The sequence below is a fragment of the Plantactinospora endophytica genome, assembly GCF_016862915.1.
Classification (GTDB): domain Bacteria; phylum Actinomycetota; class Actinomycetes; order Mycobacteriales; family Micromonosporaceae; genus Plantactinospora; species Plantactinospora endophytica.
The window spans coordinates 130,888-156,329 of sequence record NZ_BONW01000004.1 but is presented as its reverse complement, the minus strand read 5'-3'; the positions used below and the strand labels follow the sequence as shown (position 1 = coordinate 156,329).

The 25,442-nt window shown below is 71.7% G+C and carries 23 protein-coding genes; 13 read left to right on the top strand and 10 right to left on the bottom strand.

What is annotated here, in order from left to right; genetic code table 11:
* Positions 1–68: 68 nt before the first annotated feature.
* Both Pen02_RS06420 and Pen02_RS06415 read right to left on the bottom strand, forming a co-directional pair.
* A complete protein-coding gene (locus tag Pen02_RS06420; protein WP_203864995.1) occupies positions 69–476 on the bottom strand; it encodes a hypothetical protein in 408 nt (135 codons plus the stop codon).
* Entirely contained in the window at positions 473–1,294 is an 822-nt protein-coding gene (locus Pen02_RS06415) for a GNAT family N-acetyltransferase (protein WP_203864994.1), read from the bottom strand. Before Pen02_RS06415 ends, Pen02_RS06420 begins: the two co-directional genes overlap by 4 nt.
* A 42-nt stretch (positions 1,295–1,336) precedes the next feature.
* On the opposite strand from Pen02_RS06415, the gene Pen02_RS06410 reads away from it, so the two are divergent.
* The 4 genes from Pen02_RS06410 (at position 1,337) to Pen02_RS42465 (ending at position 5,921) form a co-directional block, all read left to right on the top strand.
* A complete protein-coding gene (locus Pen02_RS06410) occupies positions 1,337–1,729 on the top strand; it encodes a YidH family protein (protein ID WP_203864993.1) in 393 nt (130 codons plus the stop codon).
* A gap of 10 nt (positions 1,730–1,739) precedes the next feature.
* Complete coding sequence (locus tag Pen02_RS06405) at positions 1,740–2,054, top strand: DUF202 domain-containing protein (protein WP_203864992.1); 315 nt, start codon at positions 1,740–1,742, stop codon at positions 2,052–2,054.
* Positions 2,055–2,081: 27 nt separating this feature from the next.
* A complete protein-coding gene (locus Pen02_RS06400) occupies positions 2,082–2,492 on the top strand; it encodes a PLD nuclease N-terminal domain-containing protein (RefSeq protein ID WP_203864991.1) in 411 nt (136 codons plus the stop codon).
* 93 nt (positions 2,493–2,585) lie between these two features.
* Complete coding sequence (locus Pen02_RS42465) at positions 2,586–5,921, top strand: AfsR/SARP family transcriptional regulator (RefSeq protein ID WP_203864990.1); 3,336 nt, start codon at positions 2,586–2,588, stop codon at positions 5,919–5,921.
* 46 nt (positions 5,922–5,967) lie between these two features.
* Here the strand turns inward: Pen02_RS42465 and Pen02_RS06390 are convergent, their stop codons facing one another.
* Together Pen02_RS06390 and Pen02_RS06385 are read right to left on the bottom strand one after the other, a co-directional pair.
* Positions 5,968–6,774, bottom strand: coding sequence for an ABC transporter permease (locus Pen02_RS06390; RefSeq protein ID WP_203864989.1), 807 nt, complete (start codon positions 6,772–6,774; stop codon positions 5,968–5,970).
* Positions 6,771–7,805, bottom strand: a complete 1,035-nt coding sequence (locus tag Pen02_RS06385; protein WP_203864988.1) for an ATP-binding cassette domain-containing protein — start codon at positions 7,803–7,805, stop codon at positions 6,771–6,773. Before Pen02_RS06385 ends, Pen02_RS06390 begins: the two co-directional genes overlap by 4 nt.
* A 289-nt stretch (positions 7,806–8,094) precedes the next feature.
* Between Pen02_RS06385 and Pen02_RS06380 the strand changes: the two genes are divergently transcribed.
* The gene (locus tag Pen02_RS06380; RefSeq protein WP_203864987.1) at positions 8,095–10,107 is read left to right on the top strand and encodes a hypothetical protein; all 2,013 of its coding nucleotides are present in this window, start codon (positions 8,095–8,097) and stop codon (positions 10,105–10,107) included.
* Positions 10,108–10,199: 92 nt separating this feature from the next.
* Here Pen02_RS06380 and Pen02_RS06375 read toward each other — a convergent pair whose 3' ends face one another.
* Positions 10,200–11,822 (bottom strand): acetolactate synthase, encoded by a 1,623-nt coding sequence (locus Pen02_RS06375; protein WP_203864986.1) that lies wholly within the window; start codon positions 11,820–11,822, stop codon positions 10,200–10,202.
* A gap of 144 nt (positions 11,823–11,966) precedes the next feature.
* The gene (locus Pen02_RS06370) at positions 11,967–12,740 is read right to left on the bottom strand and encodes an enoyl-CoA hydratase-related protein (protein WP_203864985.1); all 774 of its coding nucleotides are present in this window, start codon (positions 12,738–12,740) and stop codon (positions 11,967–11,969) included.
* A gap of 145 nt (positions 12,741–12,885) precedes the next feature.
* Here Pen02_RS06370 and Pen02_RS06365 point away from each other — a divergent pair, with 145 nt between their 5' ends.
* The 6 genes from Pen02_RS06365 to Pen02_RS06340 all read left to right on the top strand — a co-directional run bounded on the left by Pen02_RS06365 (position 12,886) and on the right by Pen02_RS06340 (position 18,330).
* Positions 12,886–13,359: a DUF6232 family protein gene (locus Pen02_RS06365; RefSeq protein WP_203864984.1), complete on the top strand. Its 474-nt coding sequence runs from the start codon at positions 12,886–12,888 to the stop codon at positions 13,357–13,359.
* A gap of 85 nt (positions 13,360–13,444) precedes the next feature.
* Positions 13,445–14,323: a hypothetical protein gene (locus Pen02_RS06360; RefSeq protein WP_203864983.1), complete on the top strand. Its 879-nt coding sequence runs from the start codon at positions 13,445–13,447 to the stop codon at positions 14,321–14,323.
* A gap of 197 nt (positions 14,324–14,520) precedes the next feature.
* Positions 14,521–15,843 carry an ABC transporter substrate-binding protein gene (locus Pen02_RS06355; RefSeq protein WP_203864982.1) on the top strand — a complete coding sequence of 441 codons (1,323 nt, stop codon included), beginning with the start codon at positions 14,521–14,523 and terminating at the stop codon, positions 15,841–15,843.
* Positions 15,844–15,856: 13 nt separating this feature from the next.
* A complete protein-coding gene (locus tag Pen02_RS06350; RefSeq protein WP_239140151.1) occupies positions 15,857–16,840 on the top strand; it encodes a carbohydrate ABC transporter permease in 984 nt (327 codons plus the stop codon).
* Complete coding sequence (locus Pen02_RS06345) at positions 16,837–17,742, top strand: carbohydrate ABC transporter permease (protein WP_203864981.1); 906 nt, start codon at positions 16,837–16,839, stop codon at positions 17,740–17,742. Before Pen02_RS06350 ends, Pen02_RS06345 begins: the two co-directional genes overlap by 4 nt.
* A 105-nt stretch (positions 17,743–17,847) precedes the next feature.
* On the top strand, positions 17,848–18,330 hold the full coding sequence (locus tag Pen02_RS06340; RefSeq protein ID WP_203864980.1) for a DUF6232 family protein: 483 nt from the start codon (positions 17,848–17,850) through the stop codon (positions 18,328–18,330).
* A 58-nt stretch (positions 18,331–18,388) separates the two neighbouring features.
* Here the strand turns inward: Pen02_RS06340 and Pen02_RS06335 are convergent, their stop codons facing one another.
* Complete coding sequence (locus Pen02_RS06335; RefSeq protein WP_203864979.1) at positions 18,389–18,613, bottom strand: hypothetical protein; 225 nt, start codon at positions 18,611–18,613, stop codon at positions 18,389–18,391.
* 28 nt (positions 18,614–18,641) lie between these two features.
* Between Pen02_RS06335 and Pen02_RS06330 the strand changes: the two genes are divergently transcribed.
* Complete coding sequence (locus tag Pen02_RS06330; RefSeq protein WP_203864978.1) at positions 18,642–19,049, top strand: hypothetical protein; 408 nt, start codon at positions 18,642–18,644, stop codon at positions 19,047–19,049.
* Positions 19,050–19,481: 432 nt separating this feature from the next.
* Entirely contained in the window at positions 19,482–20,993 is a 1,512-nt protein-coding gene (locus Pen02_RS06325; RefSeq protein ID WP_203864977.1) for a hypothetical protein, read from the top strand.
* 19 nt (positions 20,994–21,012) lie between these two features.
* Here the strand turns inward: Pen02_RS06325 and Pen02_RS06320 are convergent, their stop codons facing one another.
* From Pen02_RS06320 to Pen02_RS06310, 3 genes are read right to left on the bottom strand one after another with little or no spacing between them, the layout of a single operon-like run.
* Positions 21,013–21,840 carry an HpcH/HpaI aldolase/citrate lyase family protein gene (locus Pen02_RS06320; protein WP_203864976.1) on the bottom strand — a complete coding sequence of 276 codons (828 nt, stop codon included), beginning with the start codon at positions 21,838–21,840 and terminating at the stop codon, positions 21,013–21,015.
* The gene (locus tag Pen02_RS06315) at positions 21,840–23,198 is read right to left on the bottom strand and encodes a CaiB/BaiF CoA transferase family protein (protein WP_239140149.1); all 1,359 of its coding nucleotides are present in this window, start codon (positions 23,196–23,198) and stop codon (positions 21,840–21,842) included. Before Pen02_RS06315 ends, Pen02_RS06320 begins: the two co-directional genes overlap by 1 nt.
* 2 nt (positions 23,199–23,200) lie before the next feature.
* Positions 23,201–25,372 (bottom strand): alpha/beta hydrolase-fold protein, encoded by a 2,172-nt coding sequence (locus Pen02_RS06310; RefSeq protein ID WP_203864975.1) that lies wholly within the window; start codon positions 25,370–25,372, stop codon positions 23,201–23,203.
* Positions 25,373–25,442: the final 70 nt, after the last annotated feature.

The following is a 25,442-nucleotide window of genomic DNA, read 5'->3' as shown; positions in this document are numbered from 1 at the left end:
AGGGCTCCGGCCGTGCCGGAGTGACCCGGCTCACCGTCGCCCGACCCACCCGGACCGTACCCGTGGAGTCAGCCCGCCGCGTCGAGCGCCTCGCGGACGGTCGCCATCATCGCCGCCTCGCTCGGGCTGATCCCGTCGTGCGCCCGGGCCACCTCCTCGGTCGCCCGCAACACCGCCGACCGGAAACTGGCCACCTCGTCCGGAGCCTTCGACCGGAGGATCTCGACCGACCGGCGCAGCGCCGGCAGCACCGTCGCCGGCACCTCGGCCGGCGACCCGCCGGGGAGCCGGGGCAGACCACCGGTGGTGAGCAGCTCCCGGACCAGGCCGGTGGTGCCGGCAAACGCGTTGGACGCGGCGAGACTCTCCTTGATCATGGAGAACGCGCCCGGTTCGGCACTCGACACCAGGAAGACCGCACCGAACGCGGCGCCCTTCAGGGTCGCCCGCTCCTCCTCGGTCAGCGGTTGCGTCACGAATTCGGAGTGTAGACGTACGGCGTGGTGGTGGTGACCGCGACGAAGCCGAGCCGCTGGAGGATCGGCCGACTGTCCTCGGAGGCGTCCACCTGCAACAGGTTGAAGCCCCGGGCGTCGGCCAGTCGGGCCCGGTGGGCCAACAGCGACCGGTAGATGCCCCGGCGGCGCCAGTGCGGCAACGTCGCCCCGCCCCACAGGGTGGCGAACCGGGTCCCGGGCACGAACCGTACCCAGGCGGCGCTGACCAGCTCGTCGTCGGTCTCGGCGACCACGATGGTCAGCGGCGGCTGGTCCAGCTCGGCACCGGCGGCCAACTCCCGCTCCAGCCCGTCGGCCAGCCAGCTCCCGTCGTCGTCACCACCCCAGACCCGCAACTTCAGCTCCGCGATCCGGTCCAGGTCCGCGCGGTCGGTCACCTCACGCAGGCGTACCCCCTCTGGTGGCACCGGCAGCGTCGCCGCCAGCGACGCGACCGGACCGATCACGACGGTCTCCCGCTCCTCCGGCACGAACCCGGCGGCGGCCAGCCGGTCAGGCAGGTCGGCCGGCTGGTCGTGGCCGTGCAGCTTCCACTCGACCGACTGGCCCAGCCCGGCGAAGTGGTCCCGCTGCCGGGCGATCAACTCGTCCAGTGCCGCCCCGGTCAGCCCGCCGAGGTCGCGGTAGGTGAGGAAGCCGCCCCGGTCCAGCCCTTCGATCCGCAGCAGCGGACCGTCCTGCTCCAGCGTCACCCCCGGCGGTACCGGCTCCGGCGGGCGGGCCCGCAACTGGTTGTCGTAGGCCGTACGCAGCAGATCGGCGTCGAGGTCTGTCACCCGCCCAGGCTACGGCCGACGTCCACCGGATAATCTCCGAACGTGTACGAGGCGGTCCGGCGGTGGTTCGACCCGCGCGAGCTGCGGGAGGTCGGCGAGACGCCGGACTACCGCTTCTCGCTCGCCAACGAGCGCACCTTCCTGGCCTGGCTGCGTACCGGGCTGGCGCTGATCGCCGGTGGGCTCGCCGTCGCGCAGTTCCTGCCGCCGATGCCGGTCCCGCACCTGCGCGAGGCGCTCGCCATCGCCCTGCTGCTGCTCGGCGGCACGGTGGCGGTCCGCGCGGTCGACCACTGGGCCCGTACCGAGCGGGCCATCCGACTCGGCGACGAACTGCCCGCCTCGCGGTTCCCCGCCGTACTCGCCCTGCTGGTCGGGCTCGGCGCCGTACTGCTCATGGTGGCGGTGGTGGTGCAGGGCGTCCGGAACCCGTGAGCTGCTGGCGGTGAGCGGGAAGTCCACGCCGCCGGGGCGGGACGTCGGGCTGGCCGGTGAGCGGACCCGACTGGCCTGGCGGCGTACCGCACTGGCGGTCGGCGTGGTGGCCGTACTCACCGCCCGGCTGGCGCTGCCGTACGGGACGGTCGGCGCGGTGGTCGTCGTACTGGCCGGACTGGGCTGGGCCGGCGTACTGGTGGCGACCTTTCCGAAGGTGGCCGGCCGGCGGAGCCACCCGGGTCGGGCGCTGCCGGTGACCGCCCTGGTCACCGCCGGTTTCGCCGTACTCGGCCTGCTGCTGGTGCTGGCGTCGATGCGCTGACGGGACCGGGTGCGTCATCATGGCGAGATGGTCCGCCTCTACGCGCTCCTCGCCATCGGGCAACTCATCCTTGCCGTCTTCGCACTGATCAGTTGCCTCTCGGCCGAGGACGACGAGATCCGCGCACTGCCCCGGTTCGCCTGGGTATTGATCATCCTGTTCTTCCCGCTGATCGGATCGATCGCCTGGTTCGTCGCCGGCCGCCCGGTCAGCGCCGAGCGGCCGGTGGCCGGCGGCCGTCCGGCCGGCGGCCGGGACAGCCGGGCGCCACTCGCTCCCGACGACGACCCGGAGTTCCTGCGCTCGCTGGACAACGAGCGGTCGAAGCGGGACCGCGAGCTGCTCGACCGCTGGGAACAGGACCTCCGCCGACGGGAGGACGAGCTGCGGCGCCGGGACAGCGAACCACCCCGGGAGGGCGACAAGCCGGACGTCTGACCGCTGATCGAGGGGCGCCTGGGCGGCGGGTGGCCGGGAGCGCCGGCTGATATCGGAAGCTGTCCGGTGACCGCGCCAGGCACAATCGACCGCGTGCAGATCGCCATGCTCGGGCCGCTGGAGGTCACGGCCGACAGCGGGGCACCGGTGCCGGTCAGCGGTCCGCGGCTACGCCGGCTGCTGATCCTGCTCGCGCTGGACACCGACCGGGTCGTCGACACCGGCCGGCTGATCGACGGGCTGTGGGAGGGCGAACCACCGGCGGGAGCGGCGAACGCCCTGCAGGCACTGGTCTCCCGGCTCCGGCGTACCGTGCCGGAGGCGGCGATCGAGTCGCACCCGACCGGCTACCGGCTGGCGGTCGGACCGGACGCGGTGGACGTACGCAGGTTCGAACGGCTGCTCGGCGCCGGGCGTACGCTGCTCCGCTCCGATCCGCCGGGTGCCGCCGAGGTGCTGGCCGAGGCGCTCGGCCTCTGGCGGGGGCCCGCGCTGGTCGACGTCGCGCAGTCCGGGTTCGCCCGGGGGCCGGCGGCCCGGCTCGACGAACTGCGGCTGACCGCGATCGAGGAGCGGATCGACGCCCGACTGGCCACCGGCGAGGCCGCCGTGCTGGTACCGGAACTGCGCGCCCTGACCGAGGCTCATCCGGTCCGGGAACGCTTCACCGGGCAGCTCATCCAGGCACTGCGGGCCACCGGCCGCCCCGCCGAGGCGCTGGCCGCGTACGCCCGGCTGCGGCGGATCCTGGCGGAGACCCTCGGCACCGAACCCGCCCCCGAACTCGCCGCGCTGCACCTCGAACTGCTCCGGGAGGACACCGGAGGGCGCCCGGACCACGACGGCGAGCAGCTTCGGGATGGCGGGGCGCGGCCCGGTGGCAGGGCGGCCGACAACCTGCCGACGCCGCTGACCAGCTTCGTCGGCCGGGAGCTGGAGATCAGGCGGGTCACCGAACTCCTCGCCGGGTCGCGGCTGGTGACCCTGACCGGTCCGGGCGGCGCCGGCAAGACCCGGCTGGCGATCGAGTCGGCGCGTACCCTCTCCGGCCGCGTCCGCGACGGCCTGTGGCTGGTCGAACTCGCCCCGGTGACCGACGGCGCCGAGGTGCCGCAGACCATCCTCCAGGTACTCGGGCTGCGCGAGCAGGGCCTCCTCGCCGCCACCCGCAGTCGGGTACCGGCCACCGAGGCGACGGACCCGACCAGCCGATTGGCCGGCGCGATCGGATCCCGCCCGATGCTGCTCCTGCTGGACAACTGCGAACACGTCATCGATGCTGCCGCCACCCTCGCCGACCGGCTGCTCGGCGCCTGCCCGGAACTGCGGGTGCTGGCCACCAGCCGGGAGCCGCTCGGCATCACCGGCGAGACGCTCCACCCGGTCGACTCGCTCCCGCTGCCGCCCCCGCCGGCCGACCCGGTACGCGCGCTGACGTACCCGGCGGTCCGGCTGCTCGCCGACCGGGCCGGCGCGGTACGCCCGGACTTCACGGTGAACGACGACACCGTCGCCGCGGTCGTCCGGATCTGCCGGTCCCTCGACGGCATGCCGCTGGCCATCGAGCTGGCCGCCGCCCGGCTGCGCAGCATGACCGCCGCCCAGGTCGCCGCCCGGCTGGACGACCGGTTCCGGCTGCTGACCGGCGGCAGTCGCACCGCGCTGCCCCGGCACCAGACCCTGCGGGCGGTCTTCGACTGGAGCTGGGACCTGCTCGACGACGCCGAGCGGGCCCTGTGGCGCCGGCTGGCGGTGTTCAGCGGCGGGGCGACGCTGGACGCGATCGAGCGAATCTGCGCACCCGCCGACGTCGGACCGACGGACGTACTCGACCGGGTCCACGTGTTCGACCAGGCTGACGTGCTCGACCGGGCCGACGCGCTCGACCGGGCCGACGTGCTCGACCGGGCCGACGTGCTCGACCGGCTCTCCGCGCTGGTCGACAAGTCGCTGGTGGTGGTGGTGAGCGGCGACGGTGAGCCGCGCTACCGGATGCTGGAGACCATCCGCGAGTACGGCCTGCGCCGGCTGGCCGAGGCCGGCGAGGCGGACCGGTTCCGGCGGGCGCACGCGGACGACTTCCTCGCGGTCGCCCGGGTCGCCGACGCCGAACTGCGCGGCGCGGAGCAGCTTCGCTGGCTCGGCTGGCTCGCCGCCGAACACGACAACCTGCACGCCGCGCTGCGCTGGGCGATCGGCACCGGTTCCACCGCGCACGCGGTCGGTCTGGTCGCCGCCCTCGGCTGGTACTGGTGGATGCGCGGCATGCGGGTCGAGGGCGTCGAGTTGGCCGTGTCGGCGATGGCCCTGCCCGGGGTCGACCGGCTGCCCCCGGCCGAGGTCGCCATCGCCGAACTGCTGACCGGGATGAACCTGCTCGCGGCGAACGGCGAGTTCGTCAGGGGCGGGGAGTGGCTGGCCCGGGCGGCCCGGACCGCCGAGGGGCACGAGCCGGACCATCCGCTGCTCCGCCTGATCAAACCGATCTCGGTGATGTTCGAGTCGTACCTGACCGAACCGGCGCTGGACGTCCTCGCCACCCGGTTCGACGATCCCGACCCGTGGGTCCGGGCGACCGCCCGGATGTCGCACGCCCACGCCGAACTGAACGGCGGCGGGTCCGTCGACGCCGCCGAGGCCAACATGACCGCCGCGCTCGATGGCTTCCGGTCGATCGGCGAGCGGTGGGGCGCCGCGTACGCCCTCGCGGCCCTCGCCGACCTGGCCGGGCGCGGCGGTGACCACGCCCGGGCGGCCGGTCTCCAGGTCGAGGCGCTGGAGCTGATCCGCCTGGTCGGGGCCGCCGAGGACCTGCCGGTTATGCAGGTACGACTGGCACACGAGCTGTGGCAGCTCGGCGAGCACGGCCGGGCGCTCGATCTGGTGGTCGACGCCGACCGGCAGGCCGAACGGATCGGCTCGGACGAGTGCCGGGCGGCGGTCGCGCACGAGTACGCCGAGATCCTGCGGGTCCGGGGCGACCTCGTCGGTGCCCGCCAACGGCTCGACCGGGCCACCGCGCTGGTCAGCGAGTGCAGGATGGCCCCGCAGTGGCGGGCGATGCTCGCCTCCTCGTACGGTGCGGTGAGCGCCGCGCTCGGCGACCTTCCCGACTCCCGGCAGCACCACGACCGGGCACTCGGCTTCGCGCTGGAGTTCTACGACGCCCCGGTGCTCGGCGGAGTACTGGCGGGCTTCGCCGACCTGGCGCTCCGGCTCGGCCGACCGGCCCAGGCGGCCCGCCTGCTCGGCGCCGCGCACGACATCCGGGGCGGGCCGGACCGCTCGCTGCTCGACGGGGCCCGGGTCGAGACCGCCGCCCGGAACGCGCTCGGCGACGCGGCCTTCGCCGAGGCGTTCCGGCAGGGTCGGCTGACCGCCGGACCGCCGGCGGCCCTGCCCGAACTGATCCACGAGACGGTCGGCTGACCCGCCACCACCCGCTCGACCGAGATACCGGCGGGGTGGGGCCGGTTCACACCCGTCGCCGTACCGCCCGGACGGCCAGCGGGGCGAAGACCAGCGCGATGCCGAGCCCCCAGAGCAGCGAGGTCACGATCGGCCCAGACTCCGGGCCGGAGACCAGCAGCCCACGTAGCGCGTCGGCCAGGGTGGAGACCGGGTTCACCTTCACCCACGCCTGGAGCCAGCCGGGCATGCTCTCGGTCGGCACGAAGACGTTGCTGGTGAAGGTCAGCGGGAAGATCACCATGAAGCCGAAGATCTGCACCTTGTCCGGCTCGCTGACCAGTACGCCGACCAGCACCGAGATCCAGGCGGCGGCCAGCGAGAAGACGAGCAGCAGCGCGAACGCGCCGAGTACGCCGAGCGGGCCGGTGCCGATCCGGAAGCCGAGCACCATGCCGATGGCCAGCAGCAGCGCGATCGACCATGCCTGCTTCACCGTGTCGGCGATGATCCGCCCGGCCAGCGGCGCCCACCGGGCGATCGGCAGCGACCGGAGCCGGTCGAAGACTCCCTTGGTCAGGTCCATGTTCAACCCGAACCCGGTGGTCATGGTGGCGAAGAGCGCGTTCTGCACCATGATCCCCGGCAGCATGAACCGCAGGTAGTCACTCGGACTGTCCGCGATCGCGCCACCGAAGACGTACGTGAAGAGCAGCACGAACATCAACGGCTGGATGCTCAGGTCGAGCAGTTCCATCGGGTTGTGCTTGATCTGCACCAGGCTCCGCCAGGCCAGGGTCATGGTGTGCCGGAGCCCGACCAGCGGGCTGACCCGGCGGGTGGGCAGCGGCGCGGGTGCGCTGATCGTCGTCATGCCGACACCTCCGCCAACTCGGTCCCGTCCCCGGTTCCGGCACCGGAACCGGTTCCCTTCTCGGTGCCGGCGCCGGTGCCGGTGTCGCTGCCGGTGCCGTCGTCGGCCCGGTGTCCGGTCAGCGACAGGAAGACCTCGTCCAGGCTCGCACCGCGCAGCGCGAGTTCGGCGATGGTGACCTCGGCGTCGTCGAGCCGGCGTACCACGGTGGGCAGCACGTCGCCGCCGCCCGCCGGCACCGTCGCGGCGTACTGGGTCAGGTCCGGCTCGACCCCGGTCACCTCCCGCAGCACGCTGCGCACCACGGCCAGATCGGCGGGGTCGGCCGGGCGGACCATCAGCGCCTGCCCGCCGACCTTCGCCTTCAACTCCTCCGACGTGCCCTGGGCGATCACCCGCCCGTGGTCGATCACCGCGATCTCGTCGGCGAGCTGGTCGGCCTCCTCCAGGTACTGCGTGGTGAGCAGCACCGTCACCCCCGACCCGACGAGTTCCCGGACGATGCCCCACAGCTCGGTCCGGCTGCGCGGGTCCAGCCCGGTGGTCGGCTCGTCCAGGAAGAGCACCCGGGGCCGGCCGACCAGACTCGCCGCCAGGTCCAACCGCCGCCGCATCCCGCCCGAGTACGTCTTCGCCGCCCGGTCCGCCGCGTCGGAGAGGTGGAACTCGGCGAGCAGTTGCCGGGCCCGCGCCCGGGCGTCGCCCCGGGACATCCCGAGGAGCCGGCCGATAAGCAGCAGGTTCTCGGTGCCGGTCAGGGTCTCGTCGACCGAGGCGTACTGGCCGGTCAGGCCGATCACCTGCCGCACCTGGTGCGCCTGCCGGAGCACGTCGTACCCGCCGACGGTGGCGGTGCCGGCGTCCGGCCGGAGCAGGGTGGCCAGCACCCGTACCGCCGTGGTCTTCCCGGCCCCGTTCGGACCGAGCAGGCCGAAGACCCTGCCGGCCCCGACCTCCAGATCCACTCCGGCCAGCGCGGTGGTCTCGCCGAAGCGTCTGACCAACCCCTCGGCCCGGATGGCGTGACTCATCAACTGTCTCCCGTCGGTCTGCGCTGGTGCCACCACCATGTCCAACCGCTCTGAGACGGGGCTGACACCGCACTTTCAGCGCTGACAGCCCGCTGACACGGCACACCGGCGACCGTCTGGATCCGGAACGGCGACCGTGTGGGGCCGGATCGGCGACCGTGCGGGTGCGGAGTCCGCCGTTCCGGGTACCCGGGGCCGGCGGCGGCCTTAGCATGGCCCCGATCGGTGCCACCACCCCTCGCACCGCTGGTCGGCGCTGCCGCGCGCCTTGGGGCGAAGGACGATGGGCATGGCACACGGGGTGGTGACCGGGCCGACATGGCCGGCGACGGACGGGTCGCCGGAGCCCGACGACCACCGGCCGGGGCGGGACCGGGAAAAGCCGAGCAGGCTCGGCGTACTGACCTTCGCGCTGGTCCAGGCGGTGCTGCTGTTCTGGTGGGCCGCCCGCTATCCCGGCCTGTTCAGCCCGGACTCGCTCGACCACGTCCGGCAGGCGGTCATCGGACCGTGGAACACCCACCACCCGGTCAGCTACACCGCGCTGGTCTGGCTGTCGGTGCGGCTCACCGGCGGGATCGGCGCGCTGACGCTGGTGCAGACCACCGCCCTGGCCGCCGGCCTGGCGTACGCGGTCACGGGTCTGCGTCGGATCGGCGGCCCGGCCTGGGGCTGGGCCACGGCGGCGGTGGTCGTGGTCGCGCTGCCGCCGGTCGGCATCTTCGCGGTCTGCGTCTGGAAGGACGTGCCGTACGTCATCTGCCACGTCTTCCTGCTCGGCACGGTGGCCCGGCTGCTCGCCCGCCCCCGGCCGTCGGCCACCGGCCCAGGCGGCTCGACCGCCCCGGCAGCGGCCTGGTCCGGTGTACCGCTCCGTCCGGCTCGCGGCGGACGGAGCCCGGAACCCGGCGGTGCTCCGGGTGCCGTCGTCCGACACGCCGCCCCCGCACCATGGACCGCGCTGCGGCTGGCCCGGGGCATCCGACCGGTACCCCGGGAACTGCTCGCCGTCCTGCTGGCCGAGCTGACCCTGATCTGCCTGTTCCGGCAGAACGGCTTCGTGGTGGTGGCGATCGTCACCGTACTGCTGGCCGTACTGCTGCGCGGGATGGCGTTCCGGGTACTGCTCGCCGGAGTACTGGCCGCCACGGCCGCGCTGCTGACCAACTGGGCCCTGCTGCCCGCCCTCGGGGTACGCGACAGTGAGTCCATCGTGGCCTACGAGGCATTCCTCGCCGACCTCGCGATCGGGTACGCCGAGCAGCCGGCCGAGTTCTCCGCCGCCGACCTGACCCTGCTGGCGAAGGTGGCCCCGCTGGCCCACTGGCGCACGTCGGCGGACTGCCACACGGTCGACTCCACCGTCTACCACCCCGATTTCGACCGTACCGTCGCGGCGGCGCACCACGAGGAACTGCTCTCCGCCTGGCGGCGCCTGGTACGCCGGTCGCCGGCAACGGTGCTGGCGGCGAGAATCTGCCGAGGCTCGATCGCCTGGCGGCCCACCCCGTCCGGCGGGCTGCGCGCCAACCCGACCGCCTGGGCGCTGCCGATCTATCTGGAGCGGGAGCCGAGGTTCCAGCGCCCGGAGGTGCTGGCGGTCGCGTACAGCCGGCCGCTCAGCGAGCGGGCCAGCCAGGTCGCGGACGTGTTGTCCAGCCGGGTCAGCCAGCCCGAGTGGCTGCTGTGGCGGGGCGCGACCTGGGCCTACCTGGGATACCTGACGATCGGACTGCTGGCCTGGCGCCGCCGGGACCGGACCCTGCTGGCGCTGGCCACGCTGAGCCTCGGCAACCAACTCTCGGTACTGGCGGTCAACAACGCGCAGGCCGCCCGCTACATGGCCGCACCCTTCGTACTCGGCGTACTGCTGCTGCCGCTGCTCGCGTCGGGTGGTCCGGGTCGGCCCGGGCCGGGCGGGCGGGACACGGGGCGGACCTGGTGGGGCAGGGAGTCGGCAACGCCGGGCGGGCAACCACCGCTGCGGGTCACCGACCTGACGGTGGTCGCCGAACCTAGGGGCAGGGGGCCGGCCGACCTCGCCGACCACACCCTCGCCCCGACCAGACCACCCGACGCACCGGGCCGACCCGACCCGGCGTACCAGGTCGAGCCGGGTTACCAGGTCGAGCGGGTCTACCGGGTCGAGCCGGCGGACGAGGTCGAGCCGGCGGGGCGGCGCGGGTCGGACGGCTGGTCCGACCGGAACGACCAGGTCGACGCGGCGGACGAGCCGGGATTCCGGGCGCCGCCGATCGGCCCGGCCGAGTGGTGGACGGACCCCGCTGACCGGTCCCGCTGACCCGGATGGGCTGCCGTGCCCCGCTGACCGGTTTCGATGACCGCCCGGGTCGATGTCGCCGACCCGGGGCGGTGGGCGCGTCGGCCCGAGAGTCAGGCCAGGTTGGACGAGCGCGGATAGGCGTCGGACGGGTCGGTCAGGACGTTGACCAGGTACGGCACGCCGGAGTCGAACGCCCGCTCCAGCGCCGGCCCGAGATCGGCCGCCTTCGACACCGTCTCGCCGGCACCGCCGAGCGCGGTCACCACCTGGTCGTAGCGGAGTTCGGGCTGGAGGTCGGCGGCGACGTCGTAGCCGTACATGCCGCGCATCGGGTGCTTCTCCAGGCCCCAGATGCCGTTGTTGCCGACCACGATCACCACCGGCAGCTTCTGCCGGACCAGCGACTCGACGTCCATCAACGAGAAGCCGGCCGCACCGTCGCCCATCAACACGCAGATCTGCCGGTCCGGGTAGCTGACCCTGGCCCCCATCGCGTAGCCCATTCCGGTGCCGAGGCAGCCGTACGGGCCGGGGTCGAGCCAGGTACCAGGCTGGGCGGGCTCCAGGTAACGGCCGGCGTACGAGACGAAGTCGCCGCCGTCGCCGATGGTGACCGCGTCCGGGGCGAGTACCCGACGCAGTTCGCCATAGACCCGGGCCGGCTTGATCGGATCGGTCTCGGCCGCCATCGCCGCCGCGTCCTTGGCCCGGGCGGCGTCCTCGGCAGTGCGCAGCCCGTCGATCCACGACTCGTGGTCGGCCCGGTCACCGGAGTGGTCGGCGAGCGCGGTCAGGATCAGCCGCAGGTCGCCGGCCGGGCTGACGGCCGGTTCGACGTGTGCCGCCCGCTGGCTCGGCGCGTCCACCACGTGCACCACCTGAGCGTCGCCGAAGTCGCCGAAGCCGAGCCGGAAGTCCAGCGGGGTGCCGACCACCACGACCACGTCGGCACCGCCGAGGGCGGCCCGGCGGGCCTTGGCGAAGCTGAGCGGATGGCCGGGCGGCAGCGCACCGCGGCCCATCCCGTTGGTGAAGACCGGCACCCGGAGTGCCTCGGCAGCGGCCCGCAGCGCGTCGACGGCGTTCCCGGCGTACACGTCGGAGCCGGCGATGATGACCGGGCGCTCGGCTCCGGCGATCAGCCGGGCTGCCTCCGCCACCTGGTCGGGATCCGGCTCGACGGGCGCGATCGCCGGTCCGGCCGGCGGCTCCACCTCACCGGTGGAGAAGATCACCTCCAGCGGCAGGTCCAGGAAGACCGGCCCCCGGTGCGGGGTCAACGCCTCGGTCAGCGCCCCGGCCACCGCCCCCGGTACGTCGTCCGGCGACCAGACGGTGGCCGCGTGCTTGGTGACCGGGGCGACCAGCGGCACGTGGTCGATCTCCTGAAGACTGCCCGAGCCCCACCGGAAGGCCGGCGCCCGGCCGCCGAGCACCAGCACCGGGGAGGCGTTGAAGTACGCACTGGTCAGGCCCGAGATCCCGTTGGTCACCCCGGGGCCGGCGGTGAGCACGGCCAGCCCCGGCCGGCGCTGCAACTTGGCGACCGCCTCGGCGGCGAAGACGGCCGACTGCTCGTGCCGGACGTCGTAGATCGGAAAGTCGGTACGGTGCGCCGCGTCGTACAGCGGGAAGACGTGGCCACCGGAGAGGGTGAACATCTCCCGCACGCCGTACGCCCGCAGGGCCGCCAGGGCCAGGTCGCCGCCGTGTCCTTCGATCCGTTCCGTCATCGCCGCTCCTGTCGTCCGCCGTGGTTCCTGCGAAGGTTACCGGCCGGTCAGAAAGAACGTGAGCGACACTCACCTATTCCGGGTCGATGTCATCGACCGGTGCGTCCCCTCGCCGGGGTCACCGACGCGGGCATCGGGCGGAGGTCATCGGCCGGTGAAGTCGGGGCGGCGCTTCTCAACGAAGGCGGCCATCCCCTCCCGGCGGTCGTCGGTGGCGAAGAGTGCCGCGAAGAGCTGGCTCTCCCAGGCCAGTCCGGAGGCGAGATCCATCTCCAGCCCGCCGTCCACGGCCTGCTTGGCCGCCCGAAGCGCCTGAGCGGGCCCGTGCAGGTAGGGCCGGACCAGTGCCACCGCCTCGGCGTACACCTGGTCGGCCGGGACCACCCGGTCGGCAAGGCCGATCCGGAGCGCCTCGGCCGCGTCGACCATCCGACCGGACATGATCAGGTCCTTGGCCCGGGCCGGGCCGATCAGCCGGGCCAGCCGCTGGGTGCCGCCGGCGCCCGGGATGACGCCGAGCTTGATCTCCGGCTGACCGAGTTTCGCGTCCTCGGCGACCACCCGCCAGTCGCAGGCCAGCGCCAGCTCGCAGCCGCCGCCGAGGGCGTACCCGGTGATCGCCGCGACCACCGGCTTCGGGATCCGGGCGAGCGCGCCGAGCGCACTGGACAGGTCGGCGGCCCGCTCCGCCATGTCGACGTACGACATGTCGGCCATCTCCTTGATGTCGGCGCCGGCGGCGAAGACCTTCTCCCCGCCGTACACGATGACCGCGCGGACGTCCGGATCGGCGGAGACCGTGGTCGCGGCGGCCCGCAACTCCTCCTGCACCTGGGTGTTCAGGGCGTTCATCGGCGGCCGGTCCAGCCGGATCGTGCCGATACCCTCGTTGGTCTCCACCCGGACGAAGTCGCCCACAGCCCACCTCCACGTCGAAGTCGCGAGGCTCACCCTAACGGGCGTTATGCCGACCCCGGCAGGTCGGGAGGGATTCCGGGTGGACCCTGCGGGGTACCGTTTCCGGATACGCTGAGCACGTCGGACTCGGCCAGGTGGAATGACGATGACCACGTACTACGACGATCGGACGATACGGATCACCTCGGAGGCGATCCGGGTGGACGGCCGGGCCTATCCGCTGGTCGAGGTCGCCCAGGTCTGGCACGTCCGAGGCGCCCGCTCCTGGGGCATCCTGGCCGGCCGGGGCGCGCTGTTGGCCGGGCTCGCCGGCCCGCTGGTCGCCGCCGTGCTCGGCATCGTGATCGCGGTACGCCTGCACACCTCGCTCACCGTCACCATCGCGATCGTCGGCGCCTCCGTCCTGGTCGGGCTCGCCGCCGCCCCGGTCGCCGACTACCTGCTGGAACATGTCGACCGCAGCTACGTGCGCGGCACGCACCGGCTGGAGATCTGGGCGCAGTGGCGCGGTACGCCGGTCCGGTTGCTCAGCACCGGTGACGCACTGCGGTTCGGGCAGGTCTACCGAGCCCTGGAACGGGCCGTCGAGCAGACCTCGATCGGCACCGCCCGACACTGAGGCGACCATCCGCAGCCGGTGACCCGGCGGATGGGGCACCGAGCCGTCACGTGCAGTGTCGTACCCCTCTCGTACGGTGCTCACCATGCCGAGTGCCGAGCACGAGTCCCCGGTGGCCCTGGCCAAGCTCGATCCGAGCCTGGTCGCCTGGCTACTGACGCACGTGTTCAACGTGAAGGTGCCCGACTACCATCACGCCCGCACGCACGCCACGGACGTACGGGTCCTGGTCCCGCGTACGTACCACGCGGACGGGATGCTGCTCTTCTGCGACCCGGCCGACCGGCCACTGCTCGCGGCGGTATTCGAGATCCAGCGTCGCTGGGACGCCACGAAACGACGTACCTGGAAGCTCTACGTGGCCCAGCTCGAAACCGAGTTGGATGTCGACGCGGCGCTGCTGGTCTACTGCCCCGATCCCCGGACCGCCCGCCGTTATCGGGGGCTGTTCGAATTCGACGGGTTGAGCCTGTCGCTGCGGCCGTTCATCTTCACGCCGAACGACGTACCGCTGGTCGTGGACGTGGACCTTGCCCGGACCAACCCGGCACTGGCCGTCCTCTCGGCCATCTGCCACGGCCAGAATGCCCAGGTGGAAGCCACTTTTCCGGCGCTGATGGAGGCACTTCGCTCGGTCGGCCCGAGAGCGGCAATCTTGTATTATGACGTCGTACTGGCCGGACTGCCGGCGGCGGTCCGGACTCGTTGGGAGGCCTTCATGACCACCACCGCGGACTACGAACTCCGCAGCGAGTTGCTGCGGGAGCTTGCCGCCCGATACGAAAAGCAGGGCGAGGCCCGGGGTGAGGCCCGGGCGATCCTGACCGTGCTCGACGGTCGTGGCGTGGCCGTACCGGCCGAGGCCCGTGAGCAGATCCTCGCCTGCACCGACCTGCCCCAACTCGACACCTGGCTGCGCCGCGCCGGCAACGCCACGAGCGTCGACGACGTTCTCGGCGGATAGGTCGCCCCCACATCGGGGACGGCAACCGCTCCTGACCGCATCGCCCTTCGCTGAGACGAGCGTCGAACGGGCATCGATTGATCTAAGTTCTTGACCCTCTTCCGTCTACCCTCCTACTGTTGCCAGCAGGTTTCGTGCGCGGATCGGCCGTTGCGGAGCGGTGGTCGATCCCACCCGCAGCGGCGCGAGGAGACACGATGGCGACTGTGCAGCCCGGCCGAACCGTTCCCGCGATGCGCGCCCGCCCCACGCCGGGTCCGCTCAACCGGCGTCGCCTGCTCGGCGGTGCCGCGTACGCGGCCGGTGCGCTGGCCCTGCCGGTGGGGTTGGCGGCCTGCGAGAAGCCGACCGATGGCGGGGGTGGCGGCGGGACGGTGACCTTCGGCTCCAACTACTCCGACGAGGTACCGAAGAAGGCGGTCGCCGAGGTACTCGCGGCGTCCGGGCTCGACGTGAAAATCAACACGGTCGACCACAACACCTTCCAGGAGAACATCACCCGCTACCTCCAGGCGACCCCGGACGACGTCTTCACCTGGTTCTCCGGCTTCCGGATGCAGTATTTTGCCGCCCAGGGGCTGGCCACCGACATCTCCGACATCTGGCAGTCGATCGGCGGCGACTTCTCGGCCGCGATGAAACAGGCTTCGACCGGTACCGACGGCAAGCAGTACTTCGTGCCGTTCTACTACTACCCGTGGGCGGTCTTCTACCGGAAGAGCGTGTTCCAGGAGAAGGGCTACCAGGTCCCGAAGACCTGGGACGACCTCAAGGCGCTGGCCACGAAGATGAAGTCGGACGGGCTGATCCCGATCGCGATGGCCGACAAGGACGGCTGGCCCGCGATGGGCACCTTCGACTACATCAACATGCGCAGCAACGGGTACGACTTCCACGTCAGCCTGATGGCCGGGAAGGAGTCCTGGGAGGACAACCGGGTCAAGCAGGTCTTCACGCTCTGGCGGGAACTGCTGCCGTACTGCCAGCCGGGGGCGAACGGGCGGACCTGGCAGGAGGCGGCGCAGTCGCTGGGTCAGAAGCAGACCGGGATGTACCTGCTCGGCATGTTCGTCGGCCAGCAGTTCCAGGGCGAGGTCGCGGCCGACATGGACTTCTTCCCGTTCCCGCAGATCGTCGAGGCGCACGGCCAGGACGCGGTCGAGGCGCCGATCGACGGCTTCATGATCTCCAGCAAGGTGAAGAACGTCGACGGGGCGAAGGAACTGCTCCGCTACCTGGCCAGCGCGAAGGCGCAGAACGCGTACCTGCGCAGCGACCCGAACAACGTCGCCACGCACAACGGTGCCGACACCAGCGGGTACAGCGCGTTGCAGAAGAAGGCGGTCGAGTTGGTCGGCGGGGCAAAGCAGATCTCCCAGTTCCTCGACCGGGACACCCGGCCGGACTTCGCCTCCACGGTCATGATCCCGTCGTTGCAGAGCTTCCTCAACAAACCGGACGACGTCGACGGGCTGTGTAAGCGGATCGAGTCGCAGAAGAAGACCATCTTCGCCTCCTGATCGGCGGTTGCCGGTGACTTCGACTCCGCCACCGACTCCGACGGTGCCGCCGGTCGAGGCTGGGCGGGCGGCAGACGTACCCGGAAAGCAAGGCCGGCCTCGACGGCGGCGGCGGCGGATCGGCCGGTTCACCCCGCGCGACATCGCGGTGATCGGGCTGTTGCTCGGCCTGCCGCTGCTGCTCGACCTGGTGCTGATCTGGGGGCCGGCGCTGGCCTCGATCGGGCTGTCGTTCACCTCGTGGGACGGGCTGGGCGAGATCCGCCCGGTCGGGCTGGACAACTACGTCAACATCGTCAGCAACTATCCGCCGTTCTGGCCGGCGGTCTGGCACAACCTGCTCTGGCTCGCCTTCCTCGGCCTGGTCGCCACCCCGTTCGGGCTCTTCCTGGCGGTGCTGCTGGACCGGGAGATGCGGTTCACCCGCTTCTACCAGACCGCGTTCTACCTGCCGGTGGTGCTGTCGCTGGCGGTGGTCGGCTTCCTCGCCCAGCTCATCTTCTCCCGCGACTACGGGGCGGCGAACGCGCTCCTCGGCCGGACCGACAACCCGGTCGACTGGCTCGGCGACCCGTCGATCAACCTCTGGTCGGTGCTGCTGCTGGTCGGCTGGCGGCACGTCGGGTACGTCATGCTGCTCTACCTCGCCGGGCTGAAAGCCGTCGACCCGGGTTTGAAGGAGGCGGCGGCGATCGACGGGGCGAACGAGCCGCAGACCTTCTTCCGGGTGGTCTTCCCCACGCTGCGCCCGGTCAACGTGATCGTGCTGGTGATCACCGTCATCGAGGCGCTGCGCGCGTTCGACATCGTGTACGCGATCAACCGGGGGCGCAATGGCCTGGAGCTGCTGTCGGTGCTGGTCACCGACAACATCGTCGGGGAGGCCAGCCGGATCGGGTACGGGTCGGCGATCGCGGTGATCCTGCTGCTCATCTCCACCGGCTTCATCGCCACCTATCTGGTGCAGGTATTCCGCCGGGAGGAGGACCAGGCATGAGCGGCGACCGGGATACGCAGCCGGTGGGCAGGCGGAACCGACGTCCGGTCGGCCCGTGGCGGGTGGTGATCCGGGTCTTCCTCTGGGCGATGGCGCTGGGGTGGCTGGTGCCGTTGCTGTTGCCGCTCTACGCGTCGCTGCGGCCGTATGCCGAGACCGCTGCCGAGGGGTACTTCTCGCTGCCGAAGACGTTGAACTTCGACTACTACGTGCAGGCGTGGCAGGGCGGCAACCTGCCCCGGCACTTCCTGAACACGCTGCTGGTGGCCGTACCGGCGGTGGTGTTGACGCTCTTCTTCGCCTCGTTCGTGGCGTTCCTGATCTCGCGGCGCCGGCTCCCCGGCGGGCGCCTGCTGTTGATCCTCTTCACCGCCGGCAACCTGCTGCCGCAGCAGGTGGTGCTGACCCCGCTCTACCTGATGTACACCAAGATCCCGCTGCCGTGGTGGATGAGCTGGCCGTCGGAGCTGGTCTACGACTCGTACTGGGGGATCATCGCGATCCACGTCGCGTTCCAGACCGGGTTCTGCGTCTTCGTGCTGAGCAACTACATGGACACCATCCCGCGCGAGCTGATCGAGGCGGCGACGGTGGACGGGGCCGGGGTGTGGCGGCAGTACTGGCAGGTGGTGCTGCCGCTGGTCCGGCCCGCGCTCGGCGCGCTCGGCACGCTGGAGTTCGCCTGGATCTACAACGACTTCCTCTGGGCAGTGGTGCTGATGTCCACCGGCGACAAGCTGCCGGTGACCAGCGCGCTGAACAACCTGCGGTCGGTCTACTTCACCGACTACAACCTGCTGGCGGCCGGATCGATCCTGGTCGCGCTGCCGACACTGATCGTCTTCTTCGTACTGCAACGGCAGTTCGTCGCCGGGCTGACCCTGGGCGCCAACAAGGGCTGAGGGTTCAACTGTGGTCGTGTCCGGCGTGTCCAGTCCTCGGGCTGACCCGAATCCGACCGTGTCGATCGGTGGCGCTTCCGTGGGTCGTCGCGCTTTGCTGGAACGGTGACGCTCTATTACCGGGACGACACGGTACGGGTTACCTCCGAGACCATCCACGTCAACGGGCGCAGCGTGCCGGTCGCCGAGGTGTCGTACGTCTGGCACGCCAAAGGCCGGGGTACGGCCCGAACCCGGGGACGGCTCGCCGGGCGGGGCGTACTCATCTTCCTGCTGTCGATCCCGCCACTGGTCGCGATGGTGTGTGTGCTGTCGCTCGCGTACTCGGCACAGGACCGGGGCGAGTGGCGGCTCGCCCTGATCGTGCTGGCGGTCTGTGTCGTCGGTGCGCTGGCCCTCTTCCCGTTCCTGGAGATACCGCTGCACTGGCTCGACCGCTCGTACGAGCGCGGCGCGAAGGTGCAGGAGCTGTGGGTGCAGTACCGGGGCGAGGAGGCGTTGCTACTCCGCAGCTCGGACGCGTTGCGGTTCGGGCAGATTTACCGGGCGATCCAGCGCGCCATCGAACAGCACAGTCCGGAGGAGTAAAGGCATCTTCGAATCCGTCGAGATGACAGCGGTCTCCGACTGTTCACCCGAGGCGCCGTTACGAACGCCGGAAGAGCTTCAGCAGCCAGTTCCTTTTCCTCGTCGCCCTGACGCCGGACACGCTTCTGCCCACCAGGGCATAGATCACGGCGCTCCGTTCCTCGAGCCGCCTGGCCACGTAGTCCGGATCAACGTCCACCGGGAAGCCTCCGGGCTCCGAATCCTTCGTCTCGGCAACGATATCGTCAAGATTCAGGATGGCCTCCTGGACCTCCCGGACCACGAGGGGGTCGCTGGCGGCAGCAAAAAAGTTGATCGAGAACCGAACGGGCAGGACCTTGATCGACCCGGAAGCTCCTGAGAAGCGAGATGGCCGCCTTGCGGTCGAGCCAAGAGGAAGCGTCAATGGCAATTCTGGCGTAGAGGCCGATCTCGCCCTCCACCATTCTCCGGACCAACGGGACCAGGTCCTCCCGCTCACCGCGCCAAGTCACCTCGGTGACACCGACTGCGGACTGCGCGTACAGCAGTCCCTCGAGAATCCCCAGAGCAGCCTCGGGATGCGCGCACTCATTCCGTCGCAGGCGATCGACGAGCGTGCCCACGACTGCGGGAGCCGCCGGAAGCAGGTTGCCGTTCCAGCCGACATCGTGCGTCAGATCACGATAGGCCCGATCACGGACCGATGGATCGTCATCATCGAGCGCATCAATCAGTGACGGCAGATGGGCGCCGTTGCCTCCCATCGTGACGAGCCGATCCCAGCCATGCGTCCTCACCTCACCACCGGGCGAGGCAGTAGCTCGTACGGATCCTGGCCGGACATCCGGCAGCGGCAAGGGCAGCCACCGCCGCCGCAGGCGGTCAGCACCTGGCCTCGCACACCTGCCACCAACACGCGGACACGATATCGCCCCACCGCCGTCGTGACATCCGACGGCGGTAGCCGGCGGCGGCACCGGGCTGCCGCACATAGTTATCCACAGGCACCCCACCCGCATATCGATCATCCCCTATCCTGATCCGCGCTGAGTAATCGCCCGATAACAGATCAAGTAACGATCGTGGGGGACAAAGTGCACAGTCACCAAGAGGGAGGGCCGACCGACGGCACGCAGCAGCCCTGGCAGTGGCCGAATTCGGCAGACCCGATGCCGGGCCCACCGCTGCCGCCGGTGCCGCCGATCCGCCCCGGCCGGGCGACGGTTTCGTACGCACCACCGCCGGCGCCGAGGCGTCGGCTGTCGCGCTGGGCGTGGGCGGGCATCGGTGCGGGTGCCCTCGTCCTGATCCTGATGCTGGCCGGGACCGTGATCGTGCTGACCGGGCACGAGCGGCAGCAGCCGACGGCCGACCAGACCGGCCCCGTGTCGTTCGAATTTCCCGAAGAACGCATGGACCGACGGATCGCGGAGATGGTCGCCCGGCGATCCGCCGCGATGCTTCGAGGCGACGAGGATGCCTGGCTCGCGGACATCGACCAGCAGCGACCGGCGGTTCGGGAACGCGAACGGATGCGGTTCCGCAACCTGCGGCAACTCCGGCCGACCAGGTTCGATCTGGCCAGTTCCGGCGTCAGGAGCGAGTTCGGCCTCGCGTCGCTGCCGACCAGCACCACGGCACCGCCGGTCGCCAGGCGGGCCTGGGTCAATGCCCTGATGCAGTTTGAGTCCGACGTCCAACCCCACTTCGCGGCCTACAACTACCAGATCGCCGTCAGCGCGGAAGCGGTGCAGATCGTCGACGTACTGGCCCCGAACGCGAAGACGCTCGCCGATGACACCCGGAAGGACGGCCCCACCGTCCGCGACGCGCCCTGGGACACCGAACCGCTGCGGGCGGCCCGGCGTGGCGAGGTGGTCGTCTTCGCCTCACAGAAGAGCAGGTGGGACCCGGCGAGATATATCGGCACCGCCGTCCGGGCCAGCAGCTTCGTCCGCAAGCTTTGGGGCAGCCGGCCCGCACCGAAGGGTTTCGCCGTCTTCCTGGCGGACGATCGCGAGTTCGACCGATGGTTCGCGTACGCGAGTGAGGAGCCCGACACCGATCACGCCGGGTACGTCAACTGTCCCGACATCTCCGAGCCGAGCGGGCTGCGGAAGCTGATCATCCCCTACAAGGAGTCGCTTGCCGGCTGTCGAATCGTGCTCCGGATGTCGACAGTCGACGACGACCACCGCGCCTACACCCTGATGGTGCACGAAATGGCGCACGCGATCGGACCGCACCTGCTGCGGAACTTCTATCACGGCGACGACGCCGAACGGCTGAACGCACCGACCTGGGCCGCCGAAGGCTTCGCCGAGTGGGTCGAGAACATCGCCGGCGGCCCGGCCGAGACCAAGGCCGGGATGAGCCTCGTCAGGCGGAACTGGTCCCGGTACAACCCGATGACCGGCGACCAGGACGTGCCGTTGCCGCAGAATCCCCGCTTCTTCTCCTCCGACGACCTCCGAACCTCGTTCAACTACGAACTGTCGGCGGCGTTCTACCACGCGGCGGAGCGGGTCGGCGGACGTCAGAAGGCCGTCGACCTCTACACCGAGTTCAGCCGGAGGTCGCAGCTCCTCTCGGACACCCACTTCATTTTCGACGCCCAACTGGAGAAGGCGGGCGTCGACCCGGACCGGTTGTGGGCCGCGCACCGAAACCTGATCCGATGAGCGCCCACACACACCGCGATCACGGGCCAGCCGCAAACCGCTGCGCAAGCTGAACCGTACGGCGGGCCGCCGCCACCATCGCGCGGTCGGCGAACCGGCCGTCCGGGAGTACCACCGTGCCGGAGTCCCGGGTCTGCGCCTCGGCGACCGCGTCCAGCAGTTCGCGGGCCCGGGACACCTCCTCGGCAGTGGGCCGGAACGCCGTCACGATCACCGGTAGCTGCCGGGGGTGGATCGCGGTCCGGCCGACGAACCCCATCCGGCGGCCGGTCGCGCAGGACTCGGCAAGTCCGGCCAGGTCGGTGACGTTGGGGTACACCGGCAGGAGCGGTGGAGGTAGGCCGGCGGCGCGGGCGGCGACGACGATCCGGCCGCGTACCCAGGACAGCCCCTCCTCGGCGGTCACCCCGAGATCGGAGCGGAGGTCTGCCTCCCCGAGCCCGATCGAGGCGACCGCCGGATGCGCCCCGGCGATCTCGTACGCCCGCTCCACCCCCACCGCCGACTCCACCAGCGGATGCAGCGGCACCGACACCCGCTCGGCCACCCTCCGCACCGTCTCTGGAGACTCCACTTTGGGCAGTCGCAGCCCGGCCAACCCCGGCACACCGGCAAGCGCGTCGAGGTCTGCGGCCACATCCGGGCCGGTCAGCTCGTTGACCCGGACGAAAACCGGCACCCGATGGCGGGCTCCGACGAACTCGGCGGCGGCCTTCCGGGCGTACCCCTTGCGGGCCGCCACCACCGCGTCCTCCAGGTCCACGATGACCGCGTCGGCACCGGAGTCGACCGCCTTGTCGAACCGGTCCGGCCGGTCGCCGGGTACGTAGAGCAGGGTCAGCAGCATCAGATCGCCCCTCCGGCCCGCAGCTCCGCGACCTCCTCCGCGCTGAAGCCGAGCGCCGTCAACACCTCGTCGGTGTCCTGGCCGTGCGCCCGGCCGGTGTGCCGGATCCGCCCCGGCGTCGCCGACATCCGGAACGGCACGTTCTGCATCCGTACCGGCCCGAGGTCGGGGTCCGGCACCGAGACCGCCGTACCCAACGCGGTGTACTGCGGATCGGCGAGGATGTCCGGTACGTCGTAGATCGGCGCGACCGCCGCCTGCGCCTCCTCGAACGCGGCCACCACCTCGTCCCGGTTCCGGGCCGCCACCCAGGACCCGACGGCGTCGTCGAGTACGTCGGCGTGCGCGGCCCGGCCGCTGCCGCTGCCGAACCACGGCTCGTCGACCAGTTCGGGGCGGCCGACCAGCCGGAGCACCCGTTCGGCGATGCTCTGCGCACTTGTCGACACCGCCACCCAGCGCCCGTCCGCGCACCGGTACGTGTTCCGGGGTGCGTTGTTGTTCGACCGGTTGCCGAGCCGGGGCTGTATGTAGCCGAGCTGGTCGTACCAGGTGATCTGCGGGCCGAGCATGGCCATGATCGGTTCGATGATCGCCAGGTCGACCACCTGCCCGGCCCCGGTAACGTCCCGGGCGCGCAGCGCCAGCATCACCGCGTAGGCGGTGGCCAGCGCGGTCACCGAGTCGGCCAGCCCGAACGGCGGCAGCGTCGGCGGGCCGTCCGGCTCGCCGGTCGCGGCGGCGAACCCGCTCATCGCCTCCGCCAGGGTGCCGAACCCGGGCCGCCGGGCGTACGGGCCGAACTGGCCGAAGCCGCTGATCCGGGCGATCACCAGCCGGGGGTTGACCGCGTGCAGTTCGGCCGGGCCGATCCCCCAGCGTTCCAGGGTGCCGGGCCGGAAGTTCTCCACCAGTACGTCGGCGTCGGCGACCAGCCGGCGCAGCACCTCGGCGCCGGCCGGGTCGGAGAGGTTGGCGGTGACGGTCCGCTTGTTGCGACCGAGCACCTTCCACCACAACCCGATTCCGTCCTTCGCCGGCCCATGTCCCCGGGACGGGTCGGGTTTCGCCGGGTGCTCCACCTTGACCACGTCGGCCCCGAAGTCACCGAGGAACGCGGTGGCGAGCGGCCCGGCGAACAGGGTCGCCAACTCCACCACCCTCACCCCGGCCAACGCGGCCGAACCGGAGCCCGCCACCGCCCCAGCCGAACCGGAGCCCGCCACCGCCTCGGCCGAACCGGAGCCCGCCACCGCCTCGGCCGAACCGGAGCCCGCCGCCGCCCCGGCCGGACTGAAGCCCGCCGCCCCGGGCGGACTCGAACTCCCCGCCGGCACGGTCGGACCAGAACCCTCCACCGTCACGGCAGTCCTCCCGTCGAGTCGACCGACGCCAGGAAGACGTCGCCGTTGCCGAGCGCGGCACCACTGGCCACGCTTCCCATCGTCAAGCCGCTGACCAGCAGTTTTCCGTCGTCGGCCCGGGTGGCGTAGACGTTCTCCTCACCGAAGGCGTCCACCGCGTCGTCCCGGGCCGTGCCGTACTGTGCCGCCAGCGTCTGCCGGCCGCGCGAGTCGAGGCGCAGGGTCAGCACGTCCGCCGCGCCGGCCGGTACGCCGAGCGCACTGTGGGTGAAGCCGACGACCGCGACCTCGCCGCCAGGCAGCGCCAGCACCTCGGCGCCGGCGTCGTCGCCGGACCCGCCACTGACGGTCCGCCACCGCTGCCGGCCGTTCGCGTCGTACGCCACGGTCAGCACGTCGGTGCCGCCGGCCGTGGCGTCCCCACCGGTACCGCCGGTGGCGACCACGGTGCCGGTGGTGGTCACGGCGAGCCCGGTCAGCAGGTCGTCGCCGGTGCCGCCCTCAGCGACCGTCCACTGTCGAGTGCCGTCCGGGGTGAACCGGGCCAGCCAGCCGTCCGTGCCACCGACGCGAGCACTGCCGGGCATCCCGGCAGAGCTGCTGCCGGCGAGGTAGACACCGGAGGCGTCGGCCGCGACCGCGTACGCCTTGTCCTCACCGCTGCCGCCGAACTGTCGGCTCCACGCGACCCGCCCGTCGGGGCCGAGCCGGACCAGGATCGCGTCCTTGTCCCCGGCGCTGGTGCCGGCGTACGCGCCGCTGGTGTAGCCGGCGACGTAGGCGCCGCCGTCCGGGGCGGGTGCGACGCCGTAGAACCGGTCCGCCTTGGTCGGGTCGCCGAGCTGGGTCAGCCAGGCCCGCTGGCCGGTGCCGGTCAGTTTGGCCACGAACCCGTCGTCGGCCGGGCTGCCCGGATGTGCCCCGTCCAGGTCGCCCCGGGTGTAGCCGGCGGTCAGCACCCCACCGTCGGCGACCGGTACGACACCGTAGAGCCGCTCGTTCGCCGGAGTGCCGAACTGCGCCGTCCACTGTGGCGTACGCCGGTCCGGGCCGAGCCGGGTGAGTACGGCGTCGAGCCCGCCCGCGTACGGCTGGCCGGCCACCGGGCCGGAGGCGGCGTACCCGATGACGGCGCCGCCGTCCGGGGTCGCCGCAACGCCACCGGCCCAGTCGGTGCCGGGGGTACCGTGCAGTGGTCCGGGCAGCGCGGCCGGCGGGGTGACGCTCAGCGTCGGGGCGAGCTGCCGCAGACCGTCCACGAAGGACGGACGCCAGACGTCCCAGTCGTGGCCCCCGTCGACGACCCGGAACTGCGCGGATATCGCCTCGGCCCGCCGGACGGTGTTGTAGAGCGTGGCGGCCTCGTAGTCGAGGTCGTGCGCCGCCTCCGCCGGATCCGGGTTGGCCCACTCGTCGTCGCCGACCGCGACGTACAGCCGCACCGGGAGGTCGGAGTCGAGGGTCGGCAGCAGCGCGGGATAGTTCGACCGGCGGTAGACCTCGGCCGAGAAACGTTCGTCGCCCGCGCCGAAGCCGCCGTACTCCCGGGCCGACGAGTCGGCCGGCGGCAGCGGGCTGTAGACCGCCGGGCTGAGTACCAGCGCGTTCGCGAAGAGGTCCGGGTGGGCCAGCGCGTAGCGCAGTGCACCGGCCCCGCCCATCGAGTAGCCGCCGACGAGCCGGGCACCCCGGTGAGCTGCCGTACGGTAGGTGGCGTCTACATAGGACACAAGGTCACGGGTGAGGGCGGTCTCGACGGGTCGGCCCGGATCGTCCGTTCCGGTGTAGCCGGAGTCGACGTACCAGCTTCCCCGGCTGCTCCACGGCGCGTCCGGAAGTACCGCGATGACCGGCGGCACCTCGCCGTCGGCGATCATCCGGTCCAGGTCGGCCTTCACCCGGGTCCACGCCGACATCGTGTCGCCCCGGCCGTGCAGCAGGTACAGCACCGGGTACCGGACGGTGGCGTTGCGCCGGTCGGCGTAGCCGTGCGGCAGGTAGACGGTGTAGTCGATCGTCGAGCCGAGCGCCGCCGACGGCGCGCTGGCGGTGCTCACCGTCCCGGCCCGGTCCCGGCCTGCCACCGCGCCGCCGGGCACCGCGCCGACCAGGCCGGCCGAGAGCAGCAGTACCCCGGCCGCACCGCCGAGCCGCCAGAATCTCCTCATCGAGTTCCTTTCTCCCACTCCCACCACACGGACGACAGCGTCAGGTCCGCTTCCCGAGGACGCCCTCGGC